The sequence below is a fragment of the Enterobacter cloacae genome, from assembly GCF_011078175.1.
GTDB lineage: Bacteria > Pseudomonadota > Gammaproteobacteria > Enterobacterales > Enterobacteriaceae > Enterobacter > Enterobacter cloacae_Q.
On sequence record NZ_JAALCJ010000002.1, the window covers coordinates 102,770 to 128,875 of the forward strand.

Below are 26,106 nucleotides of genomic sequence, written 5' to 3' on the forward strand. Positions count from 1 at the left end.
TGTGGGAGAGGGCCGGGGTGAGGGCATCAGCCCGCTCATATCAAATCGACGACCGCCCAAACGCCCCCTGCCAGTCCTGCTCAAACTTCACAATCGCCGCATCCACTGCCGGAGAGGTAATAAACTGCTGCGCCACGTCCAGCGGCAGCGTAATGGACTCGCACCCTGCCAGCAGGCAGTCCAGCGCCTGGCGCGGGGTTTTAAAGCTCGCCGCCAGCACTTTTGACTGCGGGGCATGCAGGGTCAGCAGCTGTTGCAGCTCGACCACCGTCTGGATCCCGTCCCCGCCCTGCGCGTCCACGCGATTTACGTAAGGGGCCACATACTCAGCCCCGGCCAGTGCGGAGAGCATCCCCTGTGCTGCGCCGTACACCGCCGTACCCAGCGTCGGGATCCCTTCTGCTTTCAGCATTTTGATCGCCGCCAGCCCTTCAGCGGTCACGGGTACTTTCACCACCAGGTCATTGATTATCGCGCGCAGCTTACGTGCGTCTTCCACCATCCCCTCGGCGGTCTTCGCCATCACCTGGGCGAACAGCCGGCCCTTTCCGCCCAGCGCGTCGTGCAGCGCGGGTAGCAGCTCTTCCAGCGGCGTTTTACCCGCCGCCACAATGCTTGGGTTAGTGGTCACGCCCGCCAGCGGGAAGATACGCGCCAGCTTTTTGACTGCCGCAACGTCAGAAGTGTCGAGATAAAGTTCCATGATGTTACCCTCAAAATTAGCCTGCAATTACCCTATCACAGCAAAACCTGCTCATGAATTGACCCATATCAAGATAACTTTCATTCGAAAGTAATTTAATCTTCATATGTAATTCGAGGGCAAAGAAATGATCTTCAATATACAGCGTTACTCCACCCACGACGGCCCCGGTATTCGAACCGTGGTATTCCTGAAAGGCTGCTCGCTGGGCTGTCGCTGGTGTCAGAACCCTGAAAGCCGTTCCCGCACGCGGGACGTCCTCTTTGACGCCCGTCTGTGCCTCGACGGCTGCGATCTGTGCCAGCAGGCGGCACCGGGCTGTGTTGAACGCACGCTGAACGGGCTGGTTATTCACCGCGAAAAGCTGAGTGAAGAGACGCTCAATGCCCTCAGCGACTGCTGCCCGACGCAGGCGCTGACCGTCTGCGGTAAAGAACAGCAGGTGGATGAGATTATGGCAACCGTGCTGCGTGATAAACCTTTTTACGACCGCAGCGGCGGCGGCATCACCCTTTCTGGCGGCGAGCCGTTTATGAACCCGGAACTGGCGCACGCGCTGCTTAAGGCCAGTCACGAGCAGGGGATCCACACCGCCGTTGAAACGTGTCTTCACGTGCCGTGGCACTATATCGAGCCTTCATTACCGTACGTCGATCTGTTCCTTGCCGACCTGAAACACGTCGATCCTGAGGTGTTCAAACTGTGGACGGACGGCTCAGCCAAACGGATCCTGGATAACCTGAAGCGCCTCGCCGCTGCCGGGAAAAAAATCACTATCCGCGTGCCGCTAATCCAGGGCTTTAACGCCGATGAAGCGTCTGTAACCGCTATTACCAATTTCGCCGCCGACGAACTCGGCATCGAGGAAATTCATTTTCTGCCATATCACACGCTGGGCATGAACAAATACACCCTGCTCGGCCAACCCTACTCTGCCCCTGACAAACCGCTGGATAACCCTGCTCTCCTGGACTTCGCACAGCAGTATGCCTGCCAGAAAGGATTAACCGCGACCTTACGAGGATAAACTTATGACCACCCTGAATCTCAATACCCTCAGCGAGCGCATCAAGGCGCACAAAACCGCTCTGGTGCATATCGTTAAGCCGCCGGTCTGTACCGAACGCGCGCAGCATTACACCGAAATGTATCAGCAGCATATGGACAAGCCGATCCCGGTGCGTCGCGCCCTGGCGCTGGCGCATCACCTGGCAAAACGCACCATCTGGATCAAGCACGACGAGCTGATAATCGGCAACCAGGCAAGCGAAGTGCGTGCCGCGCCGATCTTCCCGGAATACACCGTCTCCTGGATTGAAAAAGAGATTGACGATCTGGCTGACCGTCCGGGTGCGGGCTTCGCGGTGAGCGAAGAGAATAAGCGCGTTCTGCATGAGATCTGCCCGTGGTGGCGCGGCCAGACGGTACAGGATCGCTGCTACGGTATGTTTACCGACGAGCAGAAAGGCCTGCTGGAAACCGGCATTATCAAAGCGGAAGGCAACATGACCTCCGGCGACGCGCACCTGGCGGTGAATTTCCCGCTGGTGCTGGAAAAAGGGCTCGACGGCCTGCGCGCGAAAGTGGCCGAGCGCCGCTCGCGCATCAACCTGACGGTACTGGAAGATCTGCACGGCGATCAGTTCCTGAAAGCCATTGATATCGTGCTGGAAGCCGTCAGCCTGCATATCAAGCGCTTCGCCGAACTGGCGCGTGAGATGGCCGCCAGCGAAACCCGCGACAGCCGCCGCGACGAGCTGCTGGCGATGGCGGAAAACTGCGACGTCATCGCCAACGAACCGCCAAAAACCTTCTGGCAGGCGCTCCAGCTGTGCTACTTCATTCAGCTGATCCTGCAAATTGAGTCTAACGGTCACTCCGTTTCCTTCGCCCGTATGGACCAGTACCTTTACCCGTACTACCGCCGCGACGTGGAGCTGGACCAGAGCCTGGACCGCGAGCACGCCATCGAATTGCTGCACAGCTGCTGGCTGAAGCTGCTGGAGGTGAACAAAATCCGCTCCGGCTCGCACTCTAAAGCCTCTGCCGGCAGCCCGCTGTACCAGAACGTGACCATCGGCGGCCAGAAGCTGGTCAACGGTGAGCCGATGGACGCGGTGAACCCGCTCTCCTACGCAATTCTGGAATCCTGTGGTCGCCTGCGCTCCACCCAGCCGAACCTGAGCGTGCGCTACCACGCGGGCATGAGCAACGACTTCCTCGACGCCTGCGTGCAGGTGATCCGCTGCGGCTTCGGGATGCCGGCGTTTAACAACGATGAAATCGTTATCCCGGAATTCATCAAACTCGGCGTTGAACGTGATGACGCCTATGACTACGCGGCGATTGGCTGCATCGAAACCGCCGTGGGCGGCAAATGGGGCTACCGCTGCACCGGCATGAGCTTTATCAACTTCGCCCGCGTAATGCTGGCGGCGCTGGAAGGCGGTCGCGACGCCACCAGCGGCCAGGTATTCCTGCCGCAGGAGAAAGCGCTTTCTGCCGGTAACTTTGACAATTTCAACGAGGTGATGGCGGCGTGGGATAACCAGATCCGCTACTACACCCGCAAATCCATTGAGATCGAGTACGTGGTGGACACCATGCTGGAAGAGAATGTCCACGATATTCTCTGCTCGGCGCTGGTGGATGACTGCATCGAACGCGCGAAAAGCATCAAGCAGGGCGGCGCGAAGTATGACTGGGTCTCCGGGCTACAGGTGGGGATCGCCAACCTCGGCAACAGCCTGGCAGCGGTGAAGAAGCTGGTGTTTGAGCAGGGCGTTATCGGTCAGCAACAGCTGGCGGCGGCGCTGGCGGATGACTTCGAGGGGCTGACCCACGAGCAGCTGCGTCAGCGTCTTATAAACGGCGCGCCGAAGTACGGTAACGACGACGACAGCGTGGACATGCTGCTGACGCGTGCTTACCAGACCTACATTGAAGAGCTGAAGCAGTATCACAACCCGCGCTATGGCCGTGGTCCGATTGGCGGTAACTACTACGCGGGTACCTCCTCTATTTCCGCAAACGTGCCGTTTGGCGCGGCAACGATGGCGACCCCGGACGGACGTAAGGCGCACACCCCGCTGGCGGAAGGGGCCAGCCCGGCTTCCGGTACAGACCACCTCGGCCCGACGGCAGTCATCGGCTCGGTGGGTAAACTGCCGACGGAGGCGATTCTCGGTGGCGTGCTGCTAAACCAGAAGCTGAACCCGTCGACGCTGGAAAACGACAGCGATCGCCAGAAGCTAATGGTGCTGCTGCGCACCTTCTTCGAGGTGCATAAAGGCTGGCATATTCAGTACAACATCGTGTCGCGCGAAACGCTGCTGGAAGCGAAGAAGCACCCTGATCAGTACCGCGATTTAGTGGTACGCGTGGCGGGCTACTCGGCGTTCTTCACCGCCCTGTCGCCGGACGCGCAGGACGATATTATTGCCCGTACTGAGCATACGCTGTAAAAAAACGCCCGGTGGCGCTACGCTTACCGGGCCTACATTATCTCCCCGTAGGCCGGGTAAGGCGAAGCCGCCACCCGGCTTTCTGACTTTCATTCGAAATTAAATTTGTGCTCCCCGTCACCTTGTTATTAGAATGTTTCAAAACGCAGTGACCCAGGAGCACAGTATGACCGTAAAAGTTATCGTCACCGATATGGACGGAACTTTCCTTGATGATGCCAAGCAGTACGATCGTGACCGCTTCCAGGCACAGTTTGAGCAGCTTAACGCCCGCGGCATTGAATTCGTTGTCGCCAGCGGCAACCAGTATTATCAGCTCATCTCCTTCTTCCCGGAGCTAAAAGATCGGATCTCCTTCGTGGCGGAAAATGGCGCGCTGGTGTTCGATCACGGGGAGCAGATTTTTCACGGCGAGCTGACGCGCCATGAGTCGCAGATCGTCATTGGCGAGCTGCTGAAAGACAAAGCGCTGAACTTCGTGGCCTGCGGGCTGGAGAGCGCCTACGTCAGCGATAAAGCCCCGGACGAATTTGTGGCGCTGATGTCTAAGCACTACCATCGCTTAAAGCGCGTCAGCGATTATCACGAGATTGACGATGTGCTGTTCAAGTTCTCCCTGAACCTGCCCGACAGCGATATCCCGAATCTGATCGACGCGCTGCATGTCTCTCTCGACGGCATTATGAAACCGGTCACCAGCGGCTTCGGTTTTGTCGATTTGATTATCCCCGGCCTGCATAAAGCCAACGGCATCAGCCGCTTGCTCAAGCGCTGGGAACACTCCCCGCAGCAGTGCGTGGCAATTGGCGACAGCGGCAATGACGCGGAGATGCTGAAGCTGGTGAAATACTCTTTTGCGATGGGTAACGCAGCGGAAAGCATTAAAGAGATCAGCCGTTACACTACCGACGATAATAACCACCAGGGCGCGTTGAACGTGATTCAGGCCGTGCTCGACGCACATTCCCCGTTCGACATTTAACGCCTTCCTCGCCGGAGCCTCGCTCCGGCCTCTCACTCTTTTTCTGTCCTGTGGCTTACGTCAAGCTTTTAAACTTGCATTAACTTTTTTTTAACTTAAAGTATCGCTTGTAGACACTTTTACTTTCGAATGAAAGATGCGAGGCAGTTATGACCTTTACCAGTGAAACCTTGCCAGCGGATCATAAAGCGGCAATCCGCCAGTTAAAACGTGAGTTACGCGCCCAGATCGGTGACGTGCAGTCGGTGTTCAACAAGCTCAGCGATAAAATCGCCACCCGCGTGGCCGAGATCAACGCCCTTAAGAATAAAGGCCAATCCGTCTGGCCGGCGATCCCGTTCGCCGATGTGAAAAACGGCACAATCACCGCTGAACAGCGCGAGGCGGTTAAGCGTCGTGGCTGCGCGGTGATAAAAGGTCACTTCCCGCGCGAACAGGCGCTGGCCTGGGATCAGTCGATGCTTGACTATCTCGATCTCAATAAGTTTGACGAGGTGTATAAAGGGCCGGGCGATAACTTCTTCGGCACCTTAACGGCCTCTCGTCCGGAGATTTATCCGATCTACTGGTCGCAGGCGCAAATGCAGGCGCGCCAGAGTGAAGAGATGGCGCAGGTCCAGTCGTTCCTGAACCGTTTATGGACATTCGAGAGCAACGGCAAGCAGTGGTTCGACCCGGACGTAAGCGTGATTTACCCGGACCGTATTCGCCGCCGCCCGCCGGGCACCACCTCTAAAGGGCTGGGGGCTCATACCGACTCCGGCGCGCTGGAGCGCTGGCTGCTGCCTGCCTATCAGCAGGTGTTTGCCCGCGTGTTTGACGGCAACGTTGAGAAGTACGATCCGTGGAACGCCGCGCACCGTACCGAAGTGGAAGAGTATACCGTGGATAACACCACTAAATGCTCGGTGTTCCGCACCTTCCAGGGCTGGACGGCACTGTCGGACATGATCCCCGGCCAGGGGCTGCTGCACGTAGTGCCCATCCCGGAAGCGATGGCCTACATTCTGCTGCGTCCGCTGCTGGACGACGTGCCGGAGGACGAGCTGTGCGGCGTGGCGCCGGGGCGCGTGCTGCCGGTTTCCGAGAAGTGGCACCCGCTGCTTATCGAGGCGCTGACCAGCATTCCGGCACTCGAAGCGGGCGATTCCGTGTGGTGGCATTGCGATGTGATCCACTCCGTCGCACCGGTGGACAATCAGCAGGGCTGGGGCAACGTGATGTACATTCCTGCCGCGCCGATGTGCGAGAAAAACCTCGCCTACGCGAAAAAGGTGAAGGAAGCGCTGGAAACCGGCGCGTCGCCAGGAGACTTCCCGCGCGAGGATTACGAAAAAACCTGGCAGGACCGCTTTACCGTGAACGATCTCAACATCCACGGCAAGCGTGCGCTGGGCATAGATTAATCGTCGTACAACCCTTCCCGCTCGACGGCGGTGCGTCGCTTGCCCTGACGTATCCGCCGTACCGACTCCCTTACCGTCAGCGTACCGTTGAGCAATAGCGTGCCGACCGCGGCGTCCGGGCGCATCAACCGCTGCTGAAGCATGTGCACCGCCTCCACGCCCAGCTCATCGCGCGGGACGTGGACCGCGGTTAACGGCACGTCCTGAATCGCCGCCAGATTAAAGCCGTCGATGCTCATCACCGAGACATCCTGCGGAACCCGCAGCCCATGACTTTGCAGCGCACTGATGGCGCCCGCCGCCATAAAATCGCCGCCCACCAGAAACGCCGTGGGCAACTCTTTTCCCTGCCGCTGCCCGAGCCATTCGCTGACCGCGCGCGCGCTCTCTTTGGCACTGAAACTTTGTACCTCCAGCAGATCGCGTTTGTCATCGAAGCTGAGATTATGCGTGCGCCACGCATCACGGATCCCCGACAGACGCAGCTCCATGGTATAGCGCCGCAGACAGAGCACGGTCATCACTTCACGATGCCCCATCTCGAACAGGTACTCCGCCGCTCTTTCGCCAATCGCTCGGTGATCCGGCGCGACGGCAGGCAGACGCATATGCCGGTCACGGCAGTTGATAAGCATGCACGGCTTAGCCACGTCGACCGCCAGATCGTGAATGTGCGGATCGTCGATACCCAGCAGGATCGCCGCCTGGGTGTCCGGCTCGTTCATGCGCGTCAGAAATAACTGGGCGTCGCCGTCGTTTTCTTCCAGCGCGCAGTAGCGCAGACGCACCTCGTGCGAAGACAGCCCTTTGCTGATGCTCTGGATCACGCGGTAGTAAAAGATATCGGACCGCTCGTCGAACGCTCGCTGGGGGGCAAAAATCACCAGACTATTCAGTAGCAGGCGGCCCGCTGCCAGACCGTCCATCACGCCCAGCTCGCGCGCGCAGGCGAGCACTTTCGCCCGTGCACGTTCGCTGGTGTTGGCTTTGCCCGCCAGCACGCGCGAAACGGTGCTGATCGACAGCTGCGTGCGTTCAGCAATTTGAGTGATTTTTAGCCTTTTGTCCATTTTGTGATCTGGCTCCGATTATGTAATGAAAAATTTTTCATATCGTCGCCAATGCTCAATGACTTAGCTTCACAGGCCACGAACGATCAATCACAAATAACTATGAAAAGTTTTGCATAAAATCCCCTGTTGTCCAGCCGCTTTCTCCCCTACTGTCTAGTTATCACACAAAACCCACTAAATTGGTATAACAGGTTTAATACATAAAACCGTTACCATTCAGCAAAATATAAAAATGTGTGTGACAACTTACTTTCTCTAACCTGCCGTCCGTCTTGTGGAGATCAAAATGAGTCAGGACATCAATACACCCCTTGCGGCAAGCAAAAGCCGCCGCGTAATAAAGAACCTGCGCTGGTACGTTCTGGTCCTGTTTTTACTGGGCGTGACCGTTAACTACATCACCCGAAATTCATTAGGGATCCTCGCCCCCGAACTGAAAGAAAGCCTCGGGATCACCACCGAGCAATACTCCTGGATCGTCGGGGCATTCCAGATTGCCTACACCCTTTTTCAGCCCCTGTGCGGCTGGCTGATTGACGTTGTCGGCCTGAAGATTGGCTTTATGGTGTGCGCCGGGATCTGGGCGCTGATGTGTATCTTCCACGCTGGGGCCGGAAGCTGGCTGCACCTCGCTATCCTGCGCTTCTTTATGGGTGCCTCTGAGGCCGCCGCAACCCCCGCGAACGCCAAAACCATCGGCGAATGGTTTCCGAAATCAGAGCGTCCTGTTGCCGCCGGCTGGGCGGGCGTCGGCTTCTCGGTCGGCGCAATGCTGGCCCCGCCTATCATCTACTTTGCTCACGCCTCGTTCGGCTGGCAAGGCGCGTTTATGTTTACCGGCGTGCTGGCGCTGCTGTGGGTGATCCTGTGGTGGGCCTTTTATTACAACCCGGAACAGCATCCGAACCTGAGCCGCGATGAGCTGACGTTTATCAAGCAGGATAACGAACCGCCTGCGGTCAAACTGCCCTTTCTGACCGCGCTGAAAACCGTCTCGAAAAACAAACGTTTCTACGGTATCGCCATCCCGGCCTTTATGGCGGAGCCGGCCTGGGCGGTGCTGAGCTTCTGGGTGCCGCTCTACCTCGCCAAAGAGCACGGCATGGATCTGAAGCAGATCGCGATGTTTGCCTGGCTGCCGTTCCTCGCCGCCGACCTCGGCAGCGTGGCGAGCGGTTATCTGACACGGCTGTACACCCGCCTGTTCGGCTGTTCCCGCGTTAACTCGGTCGTAGCAAGCTCCGTCACCGGCGCATTCCTGATGATTTCTCTGGCCATCGTAGCCGTGACCCGCGACCCGTATATCACCATCGTGCTGATCTCCATCGGCGGCTTTGGGCACCAGATCATCTCCTGCATGCTCAGCGCGCTGGTCGTGGAGTCGTTCGACAAAGGCCAGATGGCAACCGTCAACGGCATGCGCGGCTCGGCAGCGTGGATCGCCAGCTTCCTGTTCTCGCTGTTAATCGGGGTGACCGCCGACAAAATCGGCTTTAACCCGCTTTTTATCGCCATGGGCTTCTTTGACCTGCTTGGCGCTGTTTTCCTTGTGGCATTTATTGCTGAACGTCGCGCCAGGCGCGCCTGATAGTGGATGTATTACATATGAAAACCCTGAAAAACTGGACCGTTGATACGCAGTCGGCAAACCATCTGGAACTGCTGGTGGATAACCAGCACCGCCTGTGCCTGTATGTGCTGGAAGAGAACCTTTTCCGCGTGCTGATCAAACGCAAAGGCGAGCTGGCCCTGGACCGTACCTGGAGCATCGCCCCGGAACAAGACGTGCCGTGGGAAGGTCGCCGTCGTGACGATGTCAGCGGCTTCTCCTGCCCCGCATGGACGCTCACGCAACAGGGCGACACGTTAACCGTCGCGACTGAACAGTTGCGAGTGACCGTCCACCAGCCGCTGTGGCTGGAGTGGCACTATCGCAGTGAGTCAGGCGAGTGGCAGCCGCTGGTCAATGACCGCCCGACCAGCGCCTACCTGCTGAACGCGCACGGTGACGGCGTGGCGCACTATCTCAGCCGCCGTAAGGACGAGCGTTTTTACGGTCTGGGTGAGAAAGCGGGCGAATTACAGCGCAACGGCAAACGCTATGAGATGCGTAACCTGGACGCGATGGGCTACAACGCCGCCAGCACCGATCCGCTGTACAAGCACATCCCGTTCACCCTCACCCGCCGCGATGACGTGAGCTACGGCCTGTTCTACGACAACCTGAGCAGCTGCTGGCTGGATCTGGGTAACGAGATCGACAATTATCACACCGCCTATCGCCGCTGGCAGGCGGAAGCGGGCAACATCGACTACTACATCTTTACCGGCAAGCGCGCGCTGGACGTCACCAAAGCCTTCGTTCGCCTGACGGGAAAAACGCTGTTCGGGCCGAAATGGAGCCTGGGCTACAGCGGCTCGACCATGCACTACACCGACGCGCCGGACGCCCAGAACCAGCTGATGAACTTCATCCGCCTGTGCGACGAGCATGCCATTCCGTGCGACTCGTTCCAGCTCTCCTCCGGCTATACCTCGATTAACGGCAAGCGCTACGTCTTCAACTGGAACTACGATAAGGTGCCGCAGCCGAAGGTGATGAGCCAGGCATTCCACGATGCGGGGCTGAAGCTTGCGGCTAACATCAAGCCGTGCCTGTTGCAGGATCATCCCCGCTACAGCGAAGTGGCGGAACGCGGCCTGTTCATTCGTGATTCAGAAACCGATGCGCCTGAACGTTCAAGCTTCTGGGATGATGAAGGCTCGCACCTCGACTTCACCAACCCGCAGACGGTGCAGTGGTGGCAGAACGGCGTCACCACGCAGCTGCTGGAGATGGGCATCGACTCCACCTGGAACGACAACAACGAGTACGAAGTGTGGGACGGGGAAGCGCGCTGCTATGGTTTCGGCAAGGAGATCGCCATCAAGCACATTCGCCCGGTTATGCCGCTGCTGATGATGCGCGCCTCGCTGGAAGCGCAGCAGCGCTTTGCCCCCGAGAAGCGTCCGTATCTGATCTCCCGCTCCGGCTGTGCCGGGATGCAGCGCTACGTTCAGACCTGGAGCGGCGATAACCGCACTAACTGGGATACCCTGCGCTATAACATCCGCATGGGGCTGGGCATGAGCCTCTCCGGGCTATTCAACGTCGGCCACGACGTCGGCGGTTTCTCCGGGGATAAACCCGACGCCGAGCTGTTTGTGCGCTGGGTACAAAACGGCGTGATGCATCCGCGCTTTACTATTCACTCGTGGAACGATGACCACACGGTTAACGAGCCATGGATGTACCCGGGCGTCACCCCCGCTATCCGCGGTGCGATTGAGCTGCGCTACCGTCTGCTGCCGTATCTCTACACCCTGCTCTGGCAGGCGCATGCCGACGACGAGCCGATGCTGCGCCCAACCTTCCTCGATCACGAGCACGATGTTCAGACGTTTGAAGAGTGCGACGACTTTCTGCTGGGCCGCGACCTGCTGGTGGCAAGCGTCGTCGAAGCCGGGCAGCGAGAACGCCGCGTCTGGCTCCCGGACAACGAAACCGGCTGGTACGATTTTTACACCCACGCATGGTATGCGGGAGGCCAGTCGATCGTCCTCGACGCGCCGCTGGAAAAGCTGCCGCTGCTGGTGCGCGCCGGGGCGGGTTTGCCGCTCAGCGAGCGCATCCGTCACGTGAGCGCCGATAAAGACGATACCCGCGAGCTGAAGCTGTTCCCGGTGAAAGGCGTCGGCACCACCTCCGGACTGCTGTTTGAGGACGACGGTGAAAGCTGGGGCTACCTGAACGGCAACGCGCTGTGGGTAGAATGGGAAATAGTTTGTGATGGATCAACCATCAACCTGAAGGTGAATGCGCGCGGTGACTATCGTCCGGCGTGGAAGGCGCTGAAGGTGTCGTTACCGGCTGGAGAAAAACGTACGTTGCGGGTGAACGGCGTTGAAAGATCTGAATGGGTAATCTAGTCCGTTAAACCGGTTTTCTTTCAGCAGAAAGAAAACCGGAGCCGCTTTAATCTACGGATACGCCAGCCAGCTTCCACTGTTCATTTTCTTTGTACATGGTGACGGTGATAACCCCCGGCGCCCCATTTTTGAACGTGACTTTACCCGACAGGGTGCCTACCCCGTTCGTTACGTTAATACTGTTGAACGAGTAGTCTTCAATTTCAGGGAAGTTAACGGACTTCGTCGCCTCAATAAATTCCTCTTGCGTCATTTCCCTTTGAATAGCATAAGAGCTTGCCCGCCAGGCTTCCGCATATTGCCCATTGCGCAGCAGATCTACTTCCGCGCGGGCCGCATCTTTTACCCCGCCCATTGAAACGAAGAGGACTGAACCGATGCCCACTACGGCGATTAATATCGCACCAATTACGCCCGCGATAACAAACTTTCTTTTTTTCTTGTCTGCCAGAATGCCCTTTACCTGCCAACCGGCATTGCGGACAATATCAAAGATGGGATCGATTATTTCTGTAGAGACAAATTTATAGCCATAAATTTTGTCAATACTGCCATCTTCTTTGACGCCCAAGGCGCCGCCCGCTGAGAATTCAAGTTTCTTACCTACGTGTACAGATTTGCTGAATTTGAAAGCGCCGAGGCTGGCATCCCATTCCACATCTGTTGACTTCTCGCGATAGCGAACCTGTTTTTTGCTTTCATCAAAGAACAGTCGTAGTTCGTACTGTTTCTTCAACCCCGCTTTGCCAAAAATTGCCTTCCACTTCGCATCAACGATATTCCACGACGCGACGATATCACTACCCTCTTCCCGCAGAATAAAAGGATATTCATTGTTGGCATTCAGGTTTAATAACCGGGCTTTAAGATTAGCTAAAGAGATGGTTCCTGTCTGAATCATACTTCCCTGTCCATGTTAAATTAAACAGAGCGCATCGTAGCCGATGTTACGGTTACAGTTCACCTATAAAGCGAATATTTCAGATTAAAACAATATGAGTGGTTCACGTTACGGTAGCAGCCAGCATATCCGTAACGTGAAAGAAGGCGGGAAACTATCCGTCGATACCTTTGCTGCGCAGGTAATCTTCGTAGTTACCGGTGAAGTCCACCACGCGCTCTGGCGTAATTTCGATCACGCGGGTCGCCAGCGAGCTGACGAACTCACGGTCGTGAGAGACAAAAATCAGGGTGCCCTGATACATCTCCAGCGCCATGTTCAACGATTCAATCGATTCCATATCCAGGTGGTTGGTCGGTTCGTCCATCACCAGAATATTCGGTTTTTCCATCATCAGCTTGCCGAAGAGCATGCGGCCCTTCTCACCACCGGAAAGCACTTTTGCAGGCTTTTTGATGTCGTCCTGGCTGAACAGCAGACGCCCCAGAATGCTGCGTACCGCCTGCTCGTCGTCACCTTCCTGCTTCCACTGGCTCATCCAGTCGAAGACGGTCAGGTCGTTTTCGAACTCATATTCATGGTCCTGCGCGTAGTAACCAATCTGCGCGTTTTCAGACCACTTCACGGTGCCGTTATCCGGTTGCAGTTCGCCTACCAGGGTTTTCAGCAGAGTAGATTTACCCACGCCGTTGGCGCCCAGGATGGCAATCTTCTCGCCCACTTCCAGCAGCAGGTTGAAGTTTTTGAACAACGGACCTTCATCGAAGCCTTTGGTAAGGGCTTCCACTTCCAGCGCGTTACGGAACAGCTTCTTGTCCTGCTCGAAGCGGATGAACGGGTTCTGACGGCTGGAGGCTTTGACTTCTTCCAGCTTGATTTTGTCGATCTGACGGGCACGGGACGTCGCCTGACGGGACTTAGAAGCGTTGGCGCTGAAGCGGCTGACGAAGGATTGCAGGTCCGCAATCTGCGCTTTCTTCTTGGCGTTGTCGGCAAGCAGACGTTCACGCGCCTGGGTGGCCGCCGTCATGTACTCGTCGTAGTTACCCGGATACACGCGCAGCTCGCCGTAGTCCAGATCCGCCATGTGGGTACATACCATGTTCAGGAAGTGACGATCGTGCGAGATAATGATCATGGTGCTGTCGCGGTCGTTCAGCGTCTGCTCCAGCCAGCGGATGGTGTCGATGTCCAGGTTGTTGGTGGGTTCGTCGAGCAGCAGGATGTCCGGGTTAGAGAACAGCGCCTGTGCCAGCAGCACACGCAGCTTCCAGCCTGGCGCGACTTCACTCATCGGGCCGTAATGCTGTTCAACCGGAATACCGACGCCCAGCAGCAGTTCGCCCGCACGCGCTTCCGCAGAGTAGCCGTCCATTTCGCCGTATTGCGTTTCCAGGTCGGCCACTTTGTAACCGTCTTCTTCGCTCATTTCAGCGAGACCGTAGATACGATCGCGCTCCTGCTTCACTTCCCACAGTTCCGCGTGCCCCATGATCACGGTGTCGAGAACGGTAAACTCCTCGAAGGCAAACTGGTCCTGGCGCAGCTTACCGATGCGCTCGTTCGGATCGAGCGACACGTTGCCGAGCGTTGGCTCCAGGTCACCGCCGAGGATCTTCATGAAGGTGGATTTTCCGCTACCGTTGGCACCAATCAGGCCGTAACGGTTGCCGCCGCCAAATTTGACGGAAATGTTTTCGAACAGCGGCTTACTGCCAAACTGCATAGTGACGTTGCTGGTAACTAACACGGAGAGATTCCTGCGAAAAGTGTGATAAACACGGCATTATGCCACAATTCCGAATTCAGATCCCGTGTTGCGGTAATCCGCTAAACTTTAACAAAATCGAAAAAAATGTGATTTCGTACACATCTGAATTCCCAGTTAACGGGAATGCACATATAATGCGCTCCCATTACAGATTCAGACTTCTCAACTCATCGCCAGAATGGCTTAGATACCTCGCATAACATGAACATGAAATTAACAACGCTTTTTGCGGCGGCGTTAGCCGTAGTAGGTTTTTGTAAGACCGCGTCTGCGGTGACGTATCCCCTGCCGACAGACGGAAGCCGTCTGGTGGGTGAAAACCAGGTGGTGACGGTGCCGGAAGGTAACACTCAGCCACTGGAATACTTCGCTGCGCAATATCAGCTCGGCCTGTCTAACATGCTGGAAGCGAACCCGGGCGTTGACCCGTATCTGCCAAAAGCGGGTACCGTACTCAACATTCCACAGCAGCTGATCCTGCCGGATACGGTGCACGAAGGCATCGTGATTAACAGCGCCGAAATGCGTCTGTATTACTACCCGAAAGGCACCAACACGGTGATCGTGCTGCCTATCGGTATCGGTCAGCTGGGTAAAGACACCCCGCTGAACTGGACCACTAAAGTGGAGCGTAAGAAAGCGGGTCCAACCTGGACGCCGACCGCCAAAATGCACGCGGAGTACATTGCTGCTGGCGAGCCGCTGCCGGCCGTTGTGCCTGCCGGCCCGGATAACCCGATGGGTCTTTACGCGCTGTACATTGGTCGTCTGTATGCGATCCACGGTACTAACGCCAACTTCGGTATCGGCCTGCGCGTCAGCCACGGCTGTGTACGTCTGCGTAATGAAGACATCAAATTCCTGTTCGATAACGTGCCGGTCGGTACGCGCGTTCAATTCATTAACGAACCGGTGAAAGCAACCTCAGAGCCGGACGGCAGCCGTTACATTGAAGTGCACAACCCGCTTTCCACCAGCGAAGACCAGATCAACAACAACGAAATCGTACCGATTACGCTGACCAGCGCGGTGCAGTCCGTTACCTCTCAGGCAGATGTTGAGACGGCCATCGTTGACCAGGCAATTCAGAACCGTTCCGGTATGCCGGTGCGTTTGAACTAACAACGAGCATTAAAAAAGCGGGCTTCGATGCCCGCTTTTTTTTACCCGTTATTCACGATCACAATCCCGCCGTGATCGTAGCGATAGTGGCAGTGGGCATACTCCAGCGGTGTGCCATCCTCCAGATAAATCACTTGCTCCACTTCCAGCACGGGATCGGTCTGCTCACAGACAAGATGTTCCCTGTCCAGCGCGTTGGGTTTTAGCGCCCGCACCACCCGGTACGACCCCATAATTTTCAGCCCCAGCGTCTCCTGAACATACTGAAACACCGAACCGTCAAGATGGCTTTTGGTCAGGCCGGGCACCAGGTTCATCGGCATGACCGTTGAATCCAGCGACATCGGTTCACCGTTTAATAAACGCAGGCGAATAAAGTCATAGATCGGCGCATCGGCGTTAATCATCAGCGATGCCTGCTCTTTCTCGTTCGGGAAACGCAGTTCGAAATGCACCACCTGGCTCGTCACCGTGCCTAAATGTTCCCAGGTTTTGGTTGCCCCGAAGTAGTCGCTGCCGGAAAGATCCCACTGCGAAAGCTGAAGGAAGTTTTTGCGGATAAAGGTGCCCTGCCCCTGACGGGTATAGACCAGACCTTCGACAATCAGCTGGCGCATCGCCTGCTGGATGGTCATCCGGCTGGTGCTAAACTCCGCCGCCAGCGCAAACTGGTCCGGCAGCGGTTCATTGGCGGCGTACTGCTGGCTGATAATGCGTTTCTTAATTTCCCGCGCTATGGTGATGTACTTCGCCGCCATCCTGCTTCCTTAAATTAGTTTTCTCTCTCGCTGTTTTTCAAGGCCACTCGCTCGGCAACTTTGAGGAAAGGCAGGTAGAAGAATACACCAAATACGATGATTGCCAACTGCACTACCACCGCCCGCCAGTCTCCCGCCGTTGCCAGCCAGGCGCTCAGGATTGGCGGCGTGGTCCACGGGATCATTACCACGCAGCGCGACATTAACCCCAGCGTGGTGCAGAGCCAGGCAAAGTAAATGCCAATCGCCGGCAGCAGCACAAAGGGGATCATCAGCGGCAGGTTAAACACGATCGGCAGGCCAAAAATGACCGGCTCGTTGATGTTGAATAAACCGGGCGCCAGCGACAGACGCGCCACCTGCTTCGCCGACTTTTGTCGGGAGAAGATAAAAATGGCGATCAGCAGCGAAATGGTGCTGCCCGTGCCGCCCACCATACCAAACGTCGGCACGAAGATGTTATTGATGATATGCGGGATTGGCTGGCCGTTGGCGAAGGCCAGCATGTTCTCGTTGGTGTTGATCAGCAGAAACGGCTCCAGCACCACGCTATTGACCACAGACTGATGAATACCGAGGGTGAAGAGGAAGTTACCGAAGCTGTAGATGAAGATCGTCCCCGGCAGGCTGGTGTTGATCAGCCGTAGCGGCTGCTGGATAAAGGTGGTAATGAGGTGGATCAGATCCGTGTGCAGCACGTTTGCCAGTATGGCCGCCAGCACGGCGAACAGGGAGAGCGTGAGTATCGTCGGGATCAGCGCGGTAAAAGATTTGCTCACCGCTGGCGGTACGTTTTCCCCGAGCGAAATGTGCAGCACCTTGAGTCGCGAAATGGCGATAAACAGCTCGGTTGAAAGCAGCCCAATCAGCACCCCGGCGAAAATTCCGGTTGAGCCGATATTCGCGAACGTCAGCACCTGAGTGACGCTCACCGCGGAGTCGCTGCCGACGGGCGTAATTTGTAAGCGCATCGGCATCATGATGATGAAACTGCTGACGGCGATAACCAATGCCGAGACCGGATTGTCGAAATCTTTGTTGCGCGCCAGCGCCCAGGCGATCATCGGCGCCAGCAGCAGCGCGGCGATGTTCAGCGTGCCGTTGATGATCGCCTCGCCCCATACCTTAAACTGCACAAGCGTGTCGCCTTCCAGCACCCATGGAAACACAACGTTATTCACCAGCACCGCCAGACCGGCGAGGATGAAAATCGGCATCACCGTGGCGAAGGCATCGCGCAGAGAGCGAAGATGCACCTGGTTTGCCAGGCGCGCTGAAAACTCAACAAATCTGTCGACAAAAGACTGCATATGCGGTGTTATTTTTGTTTCAGACATAGCGGATAGATCCCATCAATCAGTCACAAAAACGGCCCGGCAGCGTACGGCTTACATCTCGCGTCCGTTAGTATGGATAACCTGTTTTAACCACGCGTAGCTCTTCTTCGGCACGCGCTTGAGGTCTTTGAGGTCGTGGTTTTCACGGTTGACGTAGACCACGCCGTAGCGCTTACGCATGTCGCCCTGCGAGCTGAGAATGTCGATTAACCCCCAGCCAAGGTAGCCGAGCACCTGCGCCCCGTCCTCGAACATCGCGTCCTTCATGGCTTCGATATGCGCCCGGTGGTAATCGATGCGGTAAGTGTCCTCGATCGGATTCACGCCGTCCCAGGACTCAATCACGCCTATGCCGTTTTCAATCGGGAAGACCGGCATCCGCCAGTCGTTGGCATAGCGGGTGATAATGGTGCGAAAGCCCAGCGGATCGATCTGCCAGTTCCACTCCGTGGCCTTCAGGTACGGGTTGTTTTTTTCGCCATGCAGCAGGTAATAGTTGACCGGCGTACCTTCCGGGATGGCATCGCTGTCCAGCGTTTTGCTGGCGTAGTAGCTGAAGGCCATATAGTCGTTCTTTGTACGGGCAAACAGCGCCAGGTCCTCAGCGCGGTAAATATCGCCAAAGCCTTCCTGCTCCACCACCGCCATCACCGCCGGGCTATAGCCCTGGCCTGCAAAGACGCGCAGCAGGTTTTGGTTGAGGAATTCGTCGTACTGCTGGGCACAGAAGATATCGCGCGGTTTACAGGTAGCTGGATAAATCAGCTGATGCGCCAGCATGCCGCCCATCAGTTTGCCCGGTTTGGTCTGGTGCAGATACTCGGTCAGCGACATATGCGCCACCATCGTATGGTGCTGAAGCTCATAGAGCTCGCGAAGGGTTTGCTCCCCTTTCATATAACCGGAAATACGGAAGGCTTCCGGCATATGGAAAATGTTCTGCTCGTTGAAGGTCAGCCAGTACTTCACCCGGTCGCCAAAGCAGTCGATCATCTTCTTCCCGTAGCGGATAAAGGCCTCCATCACGCGGCGGTCATTGAAGCCGTTATACTCCTGCGCCAGCGCCAGCGGCATATCGAAGTGATAAAGGCAGATCATCGGCTCAATGCCGCGCGCGATAAGATCGTCAATAAAGCGGTCGTAAAAGGCGATACCCTCGTCGTTGAACGCGCCATTGCCCTGCGGGCAAACGCGGCTCCATGAGATCTGAAAGCGGTAGCAGTTCATGCCCAGATCCTGCATCAGGTCGAAATCTTCCCTGTAGCGGTGATAGGAGTCGGTGGCCACTTTCCAGTCGGAGATATTTTCACCGGCTTCACGAATGTCGTAGACCGACATGCCCTTCCCACCCTCGTTCCATGCCCCTTCCGTCTGCATGCTCGAGACCGAGTTGCCCCATAAAAAATTGGCTGGCAGCGATGTATTCATGCTCTCTCCCTCTATGACTAGTCATTTAATATTTCATGACTAGTCATATAGCTAAAGATGAAAAAGCAGGCAAAGAGAAGGATCGTTTTTTGTGAAGCGGATAGGGAAAAAACGCGCGAACATCGCCCCGGTGAGCGAAGCGTCACCGGGGAAGGAAGGTTACTGCTGCACTAACTGGTTGCGACGATATTCCCCCTGCCGCTCCAGCATCCAGCCCGGATATTCACGCGGCAGCGCGCTGACGGCGTCCAGCTGTTTAAGCTCGTCTTCGCTTAAGCGGATCCCGGTCGCGGCGATATTGTCGTCCAGCTGTTCAACGCGTTTCGCGCCAATAATGACGCTGGTCACCGCTTTCTGGTGCAGCAGCCACGCCAGCGCGATTTGCGCCACGGAAACGCCTTTACTTTCGGCGATGGTACGCATCACGTCCACGCAGTCGAAGGCGCGATCTTTATTCACCGGCGGGAAGTCGAACGCCAGGCGACGACTACCGGCCGCGCTCTGCCCGTCGCGATCGTATTTTCCGCTCAGCAGACCCCCCGCCAGCGGGCTCCATACCATCAACCCGACGCCTTCGCTCTGCATCATCGGCACCAGTTCGCGCTCAAGGTCGCGCCCGGCGATGGTGTAGTAGGCCTGCAATGAGGCAAAACGCGCCAGCCCCAGACGCTCAGAGATGCCGAGCGCTTTGGCAATCTGCCATGCCGCCCAGTTCGAGACGCCGATATAGCGCACGTGACCGTGCTGCACAAGGTTATCCAGCGCGTAAAGCGTCTCCTCGATGGGGGTCGCGGGGTCGAAACCGTGCAGCTGATAGAGATCGATATGATCCAGCTGCAAGCGACGAAGGCTCTCCTTCACGCCGCTAATGATGTGATAGCGCGAACTGCCGCGCGAGTTCACCCCCGCAGTGCCGGTTTCACCGAACACCTTGGTGGCAACGACCACGTTTTCGCGCGGAATTTTCAGGTTCTTCAGCGCCTGCCCGGTGATCTCCTCCGAACGCCCTTCCGAGTAGACGTCGGCGGTGTCGATAAAGTTGATCCCGGCATCCAGCGCGCGGCCAACCAACTGCTCGGCCTCGTTTTGCTGAAGCTGACCAATTTTGCCCCACATGCCGTCTTCACCGCCGAAGGTCATGGTGCCGAGGCAGAGTTCAGAAACAAACAGTCCGGTATTGCCCAGTTTTTGATAACGCATAACGCTTTCCTCGCATGTCGATTGGGTGTTTGTTAGTTATACCCGCCCCCCAGCCATCGCGAATGTGGCGTTCCTGTCCGTTTCTTGCCCAATCCTCTGAATCTATCCGCGCGGGGCGTCGCCAAAGACGCTGTAGTCTGGCAACTGTACCTGCTGATATGGCTCCCAACCGCCACCGAGGGCTTTGTAGAGCGCCACCAGGTCAAGGGCGCTCTGCACCTGCGCCTGCGCCCGCTGCTGTTCGGCCTGAGCGAGCTGACGCTGGGCGTCGAGCACGTCGATAAAGCTGGCGATCCCCTGCCGATAGCTATCGCTGGCTAAATCAAAGGCGTTTTGCAGCGCGTCGATGGTTTTCGCCAGGCCCGCCTCACGCTGTTGGTCGGTGCGGTAGCTCACCAGCGCGTTTTCAACGTCGCCGAGCGCGGTAAGCACCGTCTGGCGATACTCCAGCACCGCCGCCCCCTGCTGCGCGCGCGCCACCTTGACGCTGGAGACCAGCCGACCGCCCTGGAAAATCGGGATAGAGACCTGCGGACCGAAGCTGTAGAAATGGCTGCTCCAGTCGGTCAGCCAGTTGGATTCGCTGTTGCGCAGGCCAAACTGTCCGGAGAGGGTGAAGCTCGGAAACAGCTCCGCCACCGAGACGCCGATTTGCGCCGTGGCGGCATGGAGATTCGCCTCCGCTTCGCGCACGTCCGGACGGCGGCGGGCCAGAGTCGACGGAATGCCGGTCTGCACGATATCCGGCAGCGCGGGCATCGGCTGCGCCGATTGCAGCTCGGCGTCCAGCGCCCCCGGCGGTTTGCCGAGCAGGATCGCCAGCCCGTTCATCGCCTGGCGTTCCTGCGCCAGATACTGCGGCAGCTGGGCTTCAAGATTGCCCAGCTGCGCCCGGGCATTTTCCACGTCCATCTGCGGTGACAGCCCGCCCCGCTGGCGGCTTTCGGTCAGATCCAGCGTCTGCTGCGCGCTTTCAATCTGGGTATTAAGCGTGGCAATGATGCTCTGTGCCCCGCGCAGCTGTAGCCACGCCCGCGCCACTTCGGCTTCCAGCGAGACCAGCGCATCGTTACGCTGCTCGATCGCCGCCCGCTGCTGCGCCTCGGCCGCTTCTACCTGACGGCGCACCTTGCCCCAAAGATCGATTTCCCATTGGGCGTCAAAGCTGCCCTGATAGAGGTTAATCGGCTGCGTCAGCGGGCCTAACGCGCCCCGCAATTCAGGATCGACATTATTCAACTGGTCATACACGCCGTGGGATTTCAGCTCCCCTTCCAGCCCAAGCTGCTGGCGCGTCGCCTGCACATTGCCATTCACCGACGGGAAAAACGCCCCGCCGGCCTGGTTAATCTGTTCGCGCGCGCCAGCAATGCGTAATACCGTCTGCTGTAGCGTGAGATTCCCGGCGATGGCGCGTTCAATCAGGCTGTCAAGCTGCGGCGAGCCGAAGGTTTTCCACCAGCGCGGGTTAGTGGCGGCGGCAGAAGTTTGCGATTTCACCGCGCTGTCGCCCTTATCGTTCCAGTGCGTGGTGGCAGGCGGTGCAGGCTGTTGGTAGTCTGGCCCGACGGCACAGCCCACCAGCAGCATCATTATCATCAGGGGGTGTAAACGTCTGTGTATCATCAGTGTGCTCCTGCACTCCCCTCGCTCTTAACCGGCGAGAGCAACAAACAAAACGGAATCAGTAATAGGGCCACCGCGCTCAGAATGGTGAAGACGTCGATGTAGGCCAGAAAGCGCGACTGCTCGATCATCGTCTGGTACATCCGCCCGGTGGCAATACCGGTCGGATCGCCTACCTGAGTGGTGAAGTTCTGAATAGCCTGGGCGCTTTCGCGTATCGCCAGCTGGAACTGCTCGTTAAACGGCGAAGCGTGATAAGCCAGATGCGCGCTATGCGCCTGCGAGCGTTCGGTAATGGCCGCCGTCGAGAGGGAAATGCCAATCGAGCCCGCCACGTTGCGGAACATGGTAAACAGCGCCGCCGCATCCGCGTTGAGCCGCCTCGGGATCGAGATAAAGGCGATGGTGGTGAGCGGCACAAACAGGAACCCCAGCCCAATCGACTGGGCGCTGCGGAACAGCACCAGCGTTTCGAAGTCGATATCCGGCGTCAGCGTGCGGGACCAGAAGAACGACACCGCCAGGCAGGTAAAGCCAAAGGCGATGATCCAGCGCGTCTGCACCACCGGCATCAGCTTCAGCACCAGCGGGATAGTCACCACAATCAGCACCGCCCCGGGCGAGAGCACCAGGCCGGACCAGGTGGCGGTATAGCCTAAATCCTGCTGCGCCAGCTGCGGAATAACTACCGAACTGCCGTACAGGATCATGGCCATCCCCGCCATCAGCAGGCTGGAGATCGCAAAGTTCCGATCCTTCATGCAGTGCAGATCCACCACCGGCTTTCTGGCATACATCAGCCAGTAGATCGCGCCGATAATGCCGACCAGCGTCAGTACCGCGAAGGTGCGGATAAAGTTCGAATAGAACCAGTCATCATCTTCCCCCCGGTCGAGCATCACCTGCAAACAGCCAAGGCCGAGGGCGATCAGGCCGATCCCCGTCCAGTCGACGGTGAGTTTCTCTTCTGACTTTTTCTCCCACGGCGGATCTTCCAGCAGCTGATAGATGGCCAGTACCGTCACAATCCCTACCGGAATATTGATAAAGAACACCCAGCGCCAGGAGTAGTTATCGGTGATCCAGCCGCCCAGCGTGGGGCCGAGTACCGGTGCGACGATAATGGCAATGGACGAAAGGCCAAAGGCTTTGCCCCTGTCCTCCGGCTTGAAGTAGTCAAGTAGCACCGACTGCTGGGTAGGCTGCAAGCCGCCGCCAAAGAAGCCCTGCATCACCCGGAACAGGATGATTTGCCATAGCTCGGTAGCGATGCCGCACAGGAACGAACAGATGGTGAACATCACAATGCAGATCAGGAAAAACTGCTTGCGGCCAAACAGGCGGCTCAGAAAGGCCGAAATCGGCAGCACGATGCCGTTTGCGACAAGGTAACTGGTAAGCACCCAGGTGGATTCGTCATAGCTGGCCGAGAGCGAGCCCGCGACGTGCGGCAGCGCCACGTTGACGATGGTGGTGTCCAGAATTTCCATAAACACCGCCAGGGTGACCACAATCGCCACCGCCCACGGGTTACTGGCGGGCTTCCAGTTATCGTGGCTGTGATCCGTCATTCCACGGTGACCTTAGGTTCAACCGAGAGCCCCAGCGGCAGCGGCTTGTTCGGATCCAGCCCTTTATCAATGACGATTTTCACCGGCACGCGCTGAACGATCTTCACAAAGTTACCGGTAGCGTTTTCCGACGGGAAGGCGGAGAAGCGCGAGCCGCTTCCCTGCTGGATACTGTCGATATGCCCTTCAAGCTCCATATCCGGCCAGGCATCGACGGACACGGTCACTTTGTCGCCCGGCTTCATGCGCTCAAGCTGTGACTCCTTGAAGTTCGCCACCACCCATACGTTCGGGGAAACCAGCGAGAACAGGGCCGTACCTGCCTGCACCAGCGTACCGGGCTGTACGTTGCGTTTGGTGACAAAACCGTCGAACGGGGCGCGGACTTCAGTATACGAGAGGTTCAGGTTGGCGGTTTCCAGCTGCGCTCTGGCCTGGTCGACCTGGCGTTCTCGGGCTTCAACGTTGGTCTCCTGCTGGCGAATTTGCAGCTGAACCTGCTCCGCCACTTCCAGCTGCGCCTGCGCGCTGGCCTGACCCGCCTGGGCGCTCCGCAGTTGGGCGTTCGCGGCATCGATACTTTGTTGCGTGGTCGCGCGCGGGTCAACGCCGCGCTGACGGCGGTACTCCGCCTGCGCGTTGGCCATATCCGCCTGGGCTTTCAGTACCTGGGCTTTGGCTTCATCACGCTGGGCGGGATATTGCACCTTCGAGAGCGCCAGCTGCGCCTGCGCCTGATGCAACTGCGCAACTGCCAGCCCAAGCTGGGCCTGGGCCTGATCGCGCTGGGCGGTGGTATCGCGAGGGTCAATCACCACCAGCACATCCCCTTTTTTCACGCGCTGGTTATCCCGCACGCGAAGTTCGGTAACGTAACCTGCCGTTTTTGGGGCAATTGTCACCACGTCGCCGTCGGTAAAGGCGTCGTCGGTGGTCTCTTCGTTACGGGTTAAAAACCACCAGACCAGCGCCACGATCACCATCACGATGACCACAATGCCCAGAATAATTAACGGTTTTTTGCCCGGGCGCTTGCGCTCGTTATTGTTTTTATCCTGCTCGTCAGCAGGTGGGTTTTGATCTTCTGCCATAGTTCAGCAACGGTCCTGTCAGTGAGCGGCATCACACTATGCCGTTCACTAAAGCTAGGACGTTGCTATACATTTGCCAGGAAAAACTGACAAATTGCGCACTATATGAGAAGGAATAGTCCGAAACCGACCGCCGCAGACCAGAGCAGCATCGGGATTGACCATACATGGAAGCGCCACCAGATGCGGCGATCGTTGGCCATGCGCAGGGCGATAAGGTTTGCCAGCGAGCCGGGCAGCAGCCCAAATCCGCCGACGTTGACCGCCCACGCCAGCAGTACCGTAGGGGGAACATAGTTCAGCAGTAAAATGGTGGACGGTACGTTACTGATCGCCTGCGAGAGTCCAATTGCCGTCAGCCATAACCCTGGCTGCGACAGACCGCTGACGCTATGGAGAACGTTCTGCAATACCGGGAGCTGGATCAGCAGATGGACGTCAATAAACATCGCCATAAACACCAGCAGCAGCGTCCAGTCAACGCTCACCAGCACCCGCCGGGCAAGGAACAGGAAGCCGCACGCCACCAGCAGCGCGCCCGCCAGCGCCTGGTTTAATTCCAGCGCGGTAAGGAAAACGATATACAGCCCCAGGCAGCTCCAGACGAGACGCGGCTGCCACTGGGGGCCGGTTGTACCGCTGTGGTACTGTAACGATTTATCCGGGAAAGCAAACCAGCCCACCACCAGAAGCGTCGCCACGATCGCCAGCGCCAGCGGCGCCATCTGCCCGGTAAATGCGGTAAACGACAGGCCGGAGCGTCCCCACAGCAGAATGTTCTGCGGGTTACCGATCGGCGTGAGCAGAGAGCCCGCATTGACGGCCAGCGCTTCAAAGATAATCAGACGGGTAACCGGTATTTCGCACAGCTTACGCAGCGTGAGCGTAAGCGGCACCACGATAAAAAGCGCCACGTCATTAGTGAGAAACGTCGACAACAGCGCCGCTGAAAAAACCATGAACAGGGCCAGCTTGCGCTCGGTGGCGAATCGGCGCACCATTTTGCGCCCCAGCACGTCAAAATAGCCGCTCAGCTCCACGCCTTTGGTGAGCATCATCAAACCGCTCAGGGTAATGATGGTGCGCCAGTCTATTGCCGCAGGCCAGGCGTGCGGCGTGAAGGGCACAAAGACGCTGAGCCCAACGCCAGTGATCAGTAAAAGATGGAAAAAGCGATCGCGTTTCAGGGCCTGCAAGCCGGGGATGTTCATTCAGCGGAAGGACCATATTGGAGCGTAAATTCGCGGAACTTCGCCAGCGTCTCTTCGCTGACGTGGTGTTCCATCCCTTCGGCATCCCGACGGGCAATTTCCGGGCTGACGCCCAGCACCAGTAAAAAATTCTCGACGATCTGATGGCGCTCGCGGCTCTCCTGCGCCAGCTTTTCACCCTCAGCGGTGAGAAACACCCCGCGCCAGGGGATCATCTCGATCAGCCCGACCGACGCCAGACGTTTTAACATTTTGGCAACGGTTGGCTGCGACACCCCCAGGCGTGCGGCCATATCAACCTGGCGCGCTTCTCCAACCTCACGAATCAGATCGGAGATCAGTTCGACATAATCATCAATCAGCTCCCGGCGGTGCGCCTCGCGTACCTGGCGGAAGCCTTCCACATGCTCTTCAACGTTCACCAGTTGCGTCGTTTTTTTTGTAGTTGGCTTACCTGCGCGACGGTTCATTGTGCTTCCTCAATGGGGTTGAC

20 protein-coding genes are annotated in these 26,106 nt (G+C 57.5%); 7 read left to right on the forward strand and 13 right to left on the reverse strand.

Annotation, left to right across the window (positions count from 1 at the left end; all coding sequences use genetic code 11):
- Positions 1-40 precede the first annotated feature (40 nt).
- Positions 41-703 (reverse strand): fructose-6-phosphate aldolase, encoded by a 663-nt coding sequence (gene fsa, locus G6Q29_RS04695; protein WP_165464729.1) that lies wholly within the window; start codon positions 701-703, stop codon positions 41-43.
- Between the two features lie 127 nt (positions 704-830).
- Between fsa and G6Q29_RS04700 the strand changes: the two genes are divergently transcribed.
- The 4 genes from G6Q29_RS04700 to G6Q29_RS04715 all read left to right on the forward strand — a co-directional run bounded on the left by G6Q29_RS04700 (position 831) and on the right by G6Q29_RS04715 (position 6,555).
- Positions 831-1,730 carry a glycyl-radical enzyme activating protein gene (locus tag G6Q29_RS04700; RefSeq protein WP_165464730.1) on the forward strand — a complete coding sequence of 300 codons (900 nt, stop codon included), beginning with the start codon at positions 831-833 and terminating at the stop codon, positions 1,728-1,730.
- Positions 1,731-1,734: 4 nt separating this feature from the next.
- Positions 1,735-4,167, forward strand: coding sequence for a formate C-acetyltransferase/glycerol dehydratase family glycyl radical enzyme (locus tag G6Q29_RS04705; protein ID WP_165464731.1), 2,433 nt, complete (start codon positions 1,735-1,737; stop codon positions 4,165-4,167).
- 166 nt (positions 4,168-4,333) lie between these two features.
- Complete coding sequence (locus G6Q29_RS04710; RefSeq protein WP_165464732.1) at positions 4,334-5,149, forward strand: Cof-type HAD-IIB family hydrolase; 816 nt, start codon at positions 4,334-4,336, stop codon at positions 5,147-5,149.
- Positions 5,150-5,298: 149 nt separating this feature from the next.
- Positions 5,299-6,555 carry a DUF1479 domain-containing protein gene (locus G6Q29_RS04715; RefSeq protein WP_165464733.1) on the forward strand — a complete coding sequence of 419 codons (1,257 nt, stop codon included), beginning with the start codon at positions 5,299-5,301 and terminating at the stop codon, positions 6,553-6,555.
- On the opposite strand, the gene G6Q29_RS04720 is transcribed toward G6Q29_RS04715, so the two are convergent.
- Complete coding sequence (locus G6Q29_RS04720) at positions 6,552-7,625, reverse strand: LacI family DNA-binding transcriptional regulator (RefSeq protein WP_165464734.1); 1,074 nt, start codon at positions 7,623-7,625, stop codon at positions 6,552-6,554. The genes G6Q29_RS04715 and G6Q29_RS04720 overlap by 4 nt on opposite strands.
- A gap of 289 nt (positions 7,626-7,914) precedes the next feature.
- On the opposite strand from G6Q29_RS04720, the gene G6Q29_RS04725 reads away from it, so the two are divergent.
- Complete coding sequence (locus G6Q29_RS04725; protein ID WP_165464735.1) at positions 7,915-9,216, forward strand: MFS transporter; 1,302 nt, start codon at positions 7,915-7,917, stop codon at positions 9,214-9,216.
- A gap of 17 nt (positions 9,217-9,233) precedes the next feature.
- Positions 9,234-11,597: a glycoside hydrolase family 31 protein gene (locus G6Q29_RS04730; RefSeq protein ID WP_165464736.1), complete on the forward strand. Its 2,364-nt coding sequence runs from the start codon at positions 9,234-9,236 to the stop codon at positions 11,595-11,597.
- Between the two features lie 46 nt (positions 11,598-11,643).
- Here the strand turns inward: G6Q29_RS04730 and G6Q29_RS04735 are convergent, their stop codons facing one another.
- Together G6Q29_RS04735 and G6Q29_RS04740 are read right to left on the reverse strand one after the other, a co-directional pair.
- On the reverse strand, positions 11,644-12,498 hold the full coding sequence (locus G6Q29_RS04735; protein ID WP_165464737.1) for a DUF4019 domain-containing protein: 855 nt from the start codon (positions 12,496-12,498) through the stop codon (positions 11,644-11,646).
- 154 nt (positions 12,499-12,652) lie between these two features.
- Positions 12,653-14,248 (reverse strand): ABC-F family ATPase, encoded by a 1,596-nt coding sequence (locus tag G6Q29_RS04740; protein ID WP_041910703.1) that lies wholly within the window; start codon positions 14,246-14,248, stop codon positions 12,653-12,655.
- 222 nt (positions 14,249-14,470) lie between these two features.
- Between G6Q29_RS04740 and ldtB the strand changes: the two genes are divergently transcribed.
- On the forward strand, positions 14,471-15,391 hold the full coding sequence (ldtB, locus tag G6Q29_RS04745) for a L,D-transpeptidase (protein ID WP_006809490.1): 921 nt from the start codon (positions 14,471-14,473) through the stop codon (positions 15,389-15,391).
- A gap of 41 nt (positions 15,392-15,432) precedes the next feature.
- Here ldtB and G6Q29_RS04750 read toward each other — a convergent pair whose 3' ends face one another.
- The 9 genes from G6Q29_RS04750 to mntR form a co-directional block, all read right to left on the reverse strand.
- On the reverse strand, positions 15,433-16,149 hold the full coding sequence (locus G6Q29_RS04750) for a GntR family transcriptional regulator (RefSeq protein ID WP_165464738.1): 717 nt from the start codon (positions 16,147-16,149) through the stop codon (positions 15,433-15,435).
- 14 nt (positions 16,150-16,163) lie between these two features.
- Entirely contained in the window at positions 16,164-17,486 is a 1,323-nt protein-coding gene (locus G6Q29_RS04755; RefSeq protein WP_165464739.1) for a PTS sugar transporter subunit IIC, read from the reverse strand.
- Positions 17,487-17,537: 51 nt separating this feature from the next.
- Positions 17,538-18,914, reverse strand: coding sequence for a glycoside hydrolase family 1 protein (locus tag G6Q29_RS04760; RefSeq protein WP_165464740.1), 1,377 nt, complete (start codon positions 18,912-18,914; stop codon positions 17,538-17,540).
- Positions 18,915-19,073: 159 nt separating this feature from the next.
- Entirely contained in the window at positions 19,074-20,114 is a 1,041-nt protein-coding gene (locus tag G6Q29_RS04765; RefSeq protein WP_165464741.1) for an aldo/keto reductase, read from the reverse strand.
- A gap of 102 nt (positions 20,115-20,216) precedes the next feature.
- On the reverse strand, positions 20,217-21,740 hold the full coding sequence (locus G6Q29_RS04770) for an efflux transporter outer membrane subunit (protein WP_165464742.1): 1,524 nt from the start codon (positions 21,738-21,740) through the stop codon (positions 20,217-20,219).
- Positions 21,740-23,311, reverse strand: a complete 1,572-nt coding sequence (locus G6Q29_RS04775; protein WP_165464743.1) for a DHA2 family efflux MFS transporter permease subunit — start codon at positions 23,309-23,311, stop codon at positions 21,740-21,742. Before G6Q29_RS04775 ends, G6Q29_RS04770 begins: the two co-directional genes overlap by 1 nt.
- On the reverse strand, positions 23,308-24,402 hold the full coding sequence (locus G6Q29_RS04780; RefSeq protein ID WP_165464744.1) for an HlyD family secretion protein: 1,095 nt from the start codon (positions 24,400-24,402) through the stop codon (positions 23,308-23,310). Before G6Q29_RS04780 ends, G6Q29_RS04775 begins: the two co-directional genes overlap by 4 nt.
- A gap of 101 nt (positions 24,403-24,503) precedes the next feature.
- Positions 24,504-25,613, reverse strand: a complete 1,110-nt coding sequence (locus G6Q29_RS04785; RefSeq protein ID WP_165464745.1) for an anion transporter — start codon at positions 25,611-25,613, stop codon at positions 24,504-24,506.
- Positions 25,610-26,083, reverse strand: coding sequence for a manganese-binding transcriptional regulator MntR (gene mntR, locus G6Q29_RS04790; protein WP_165464746.1), 474 nt, complete (start codon positions 26,081-26,083; stop codon positions 25,610-25,612). Before mntR ends, G6Q29_RS04785 begins: the two co-directional genes overlap by 4 nt.
- Between the last annotated feature and the right edge of the window lie 23 nt (positions 26,084-26,106).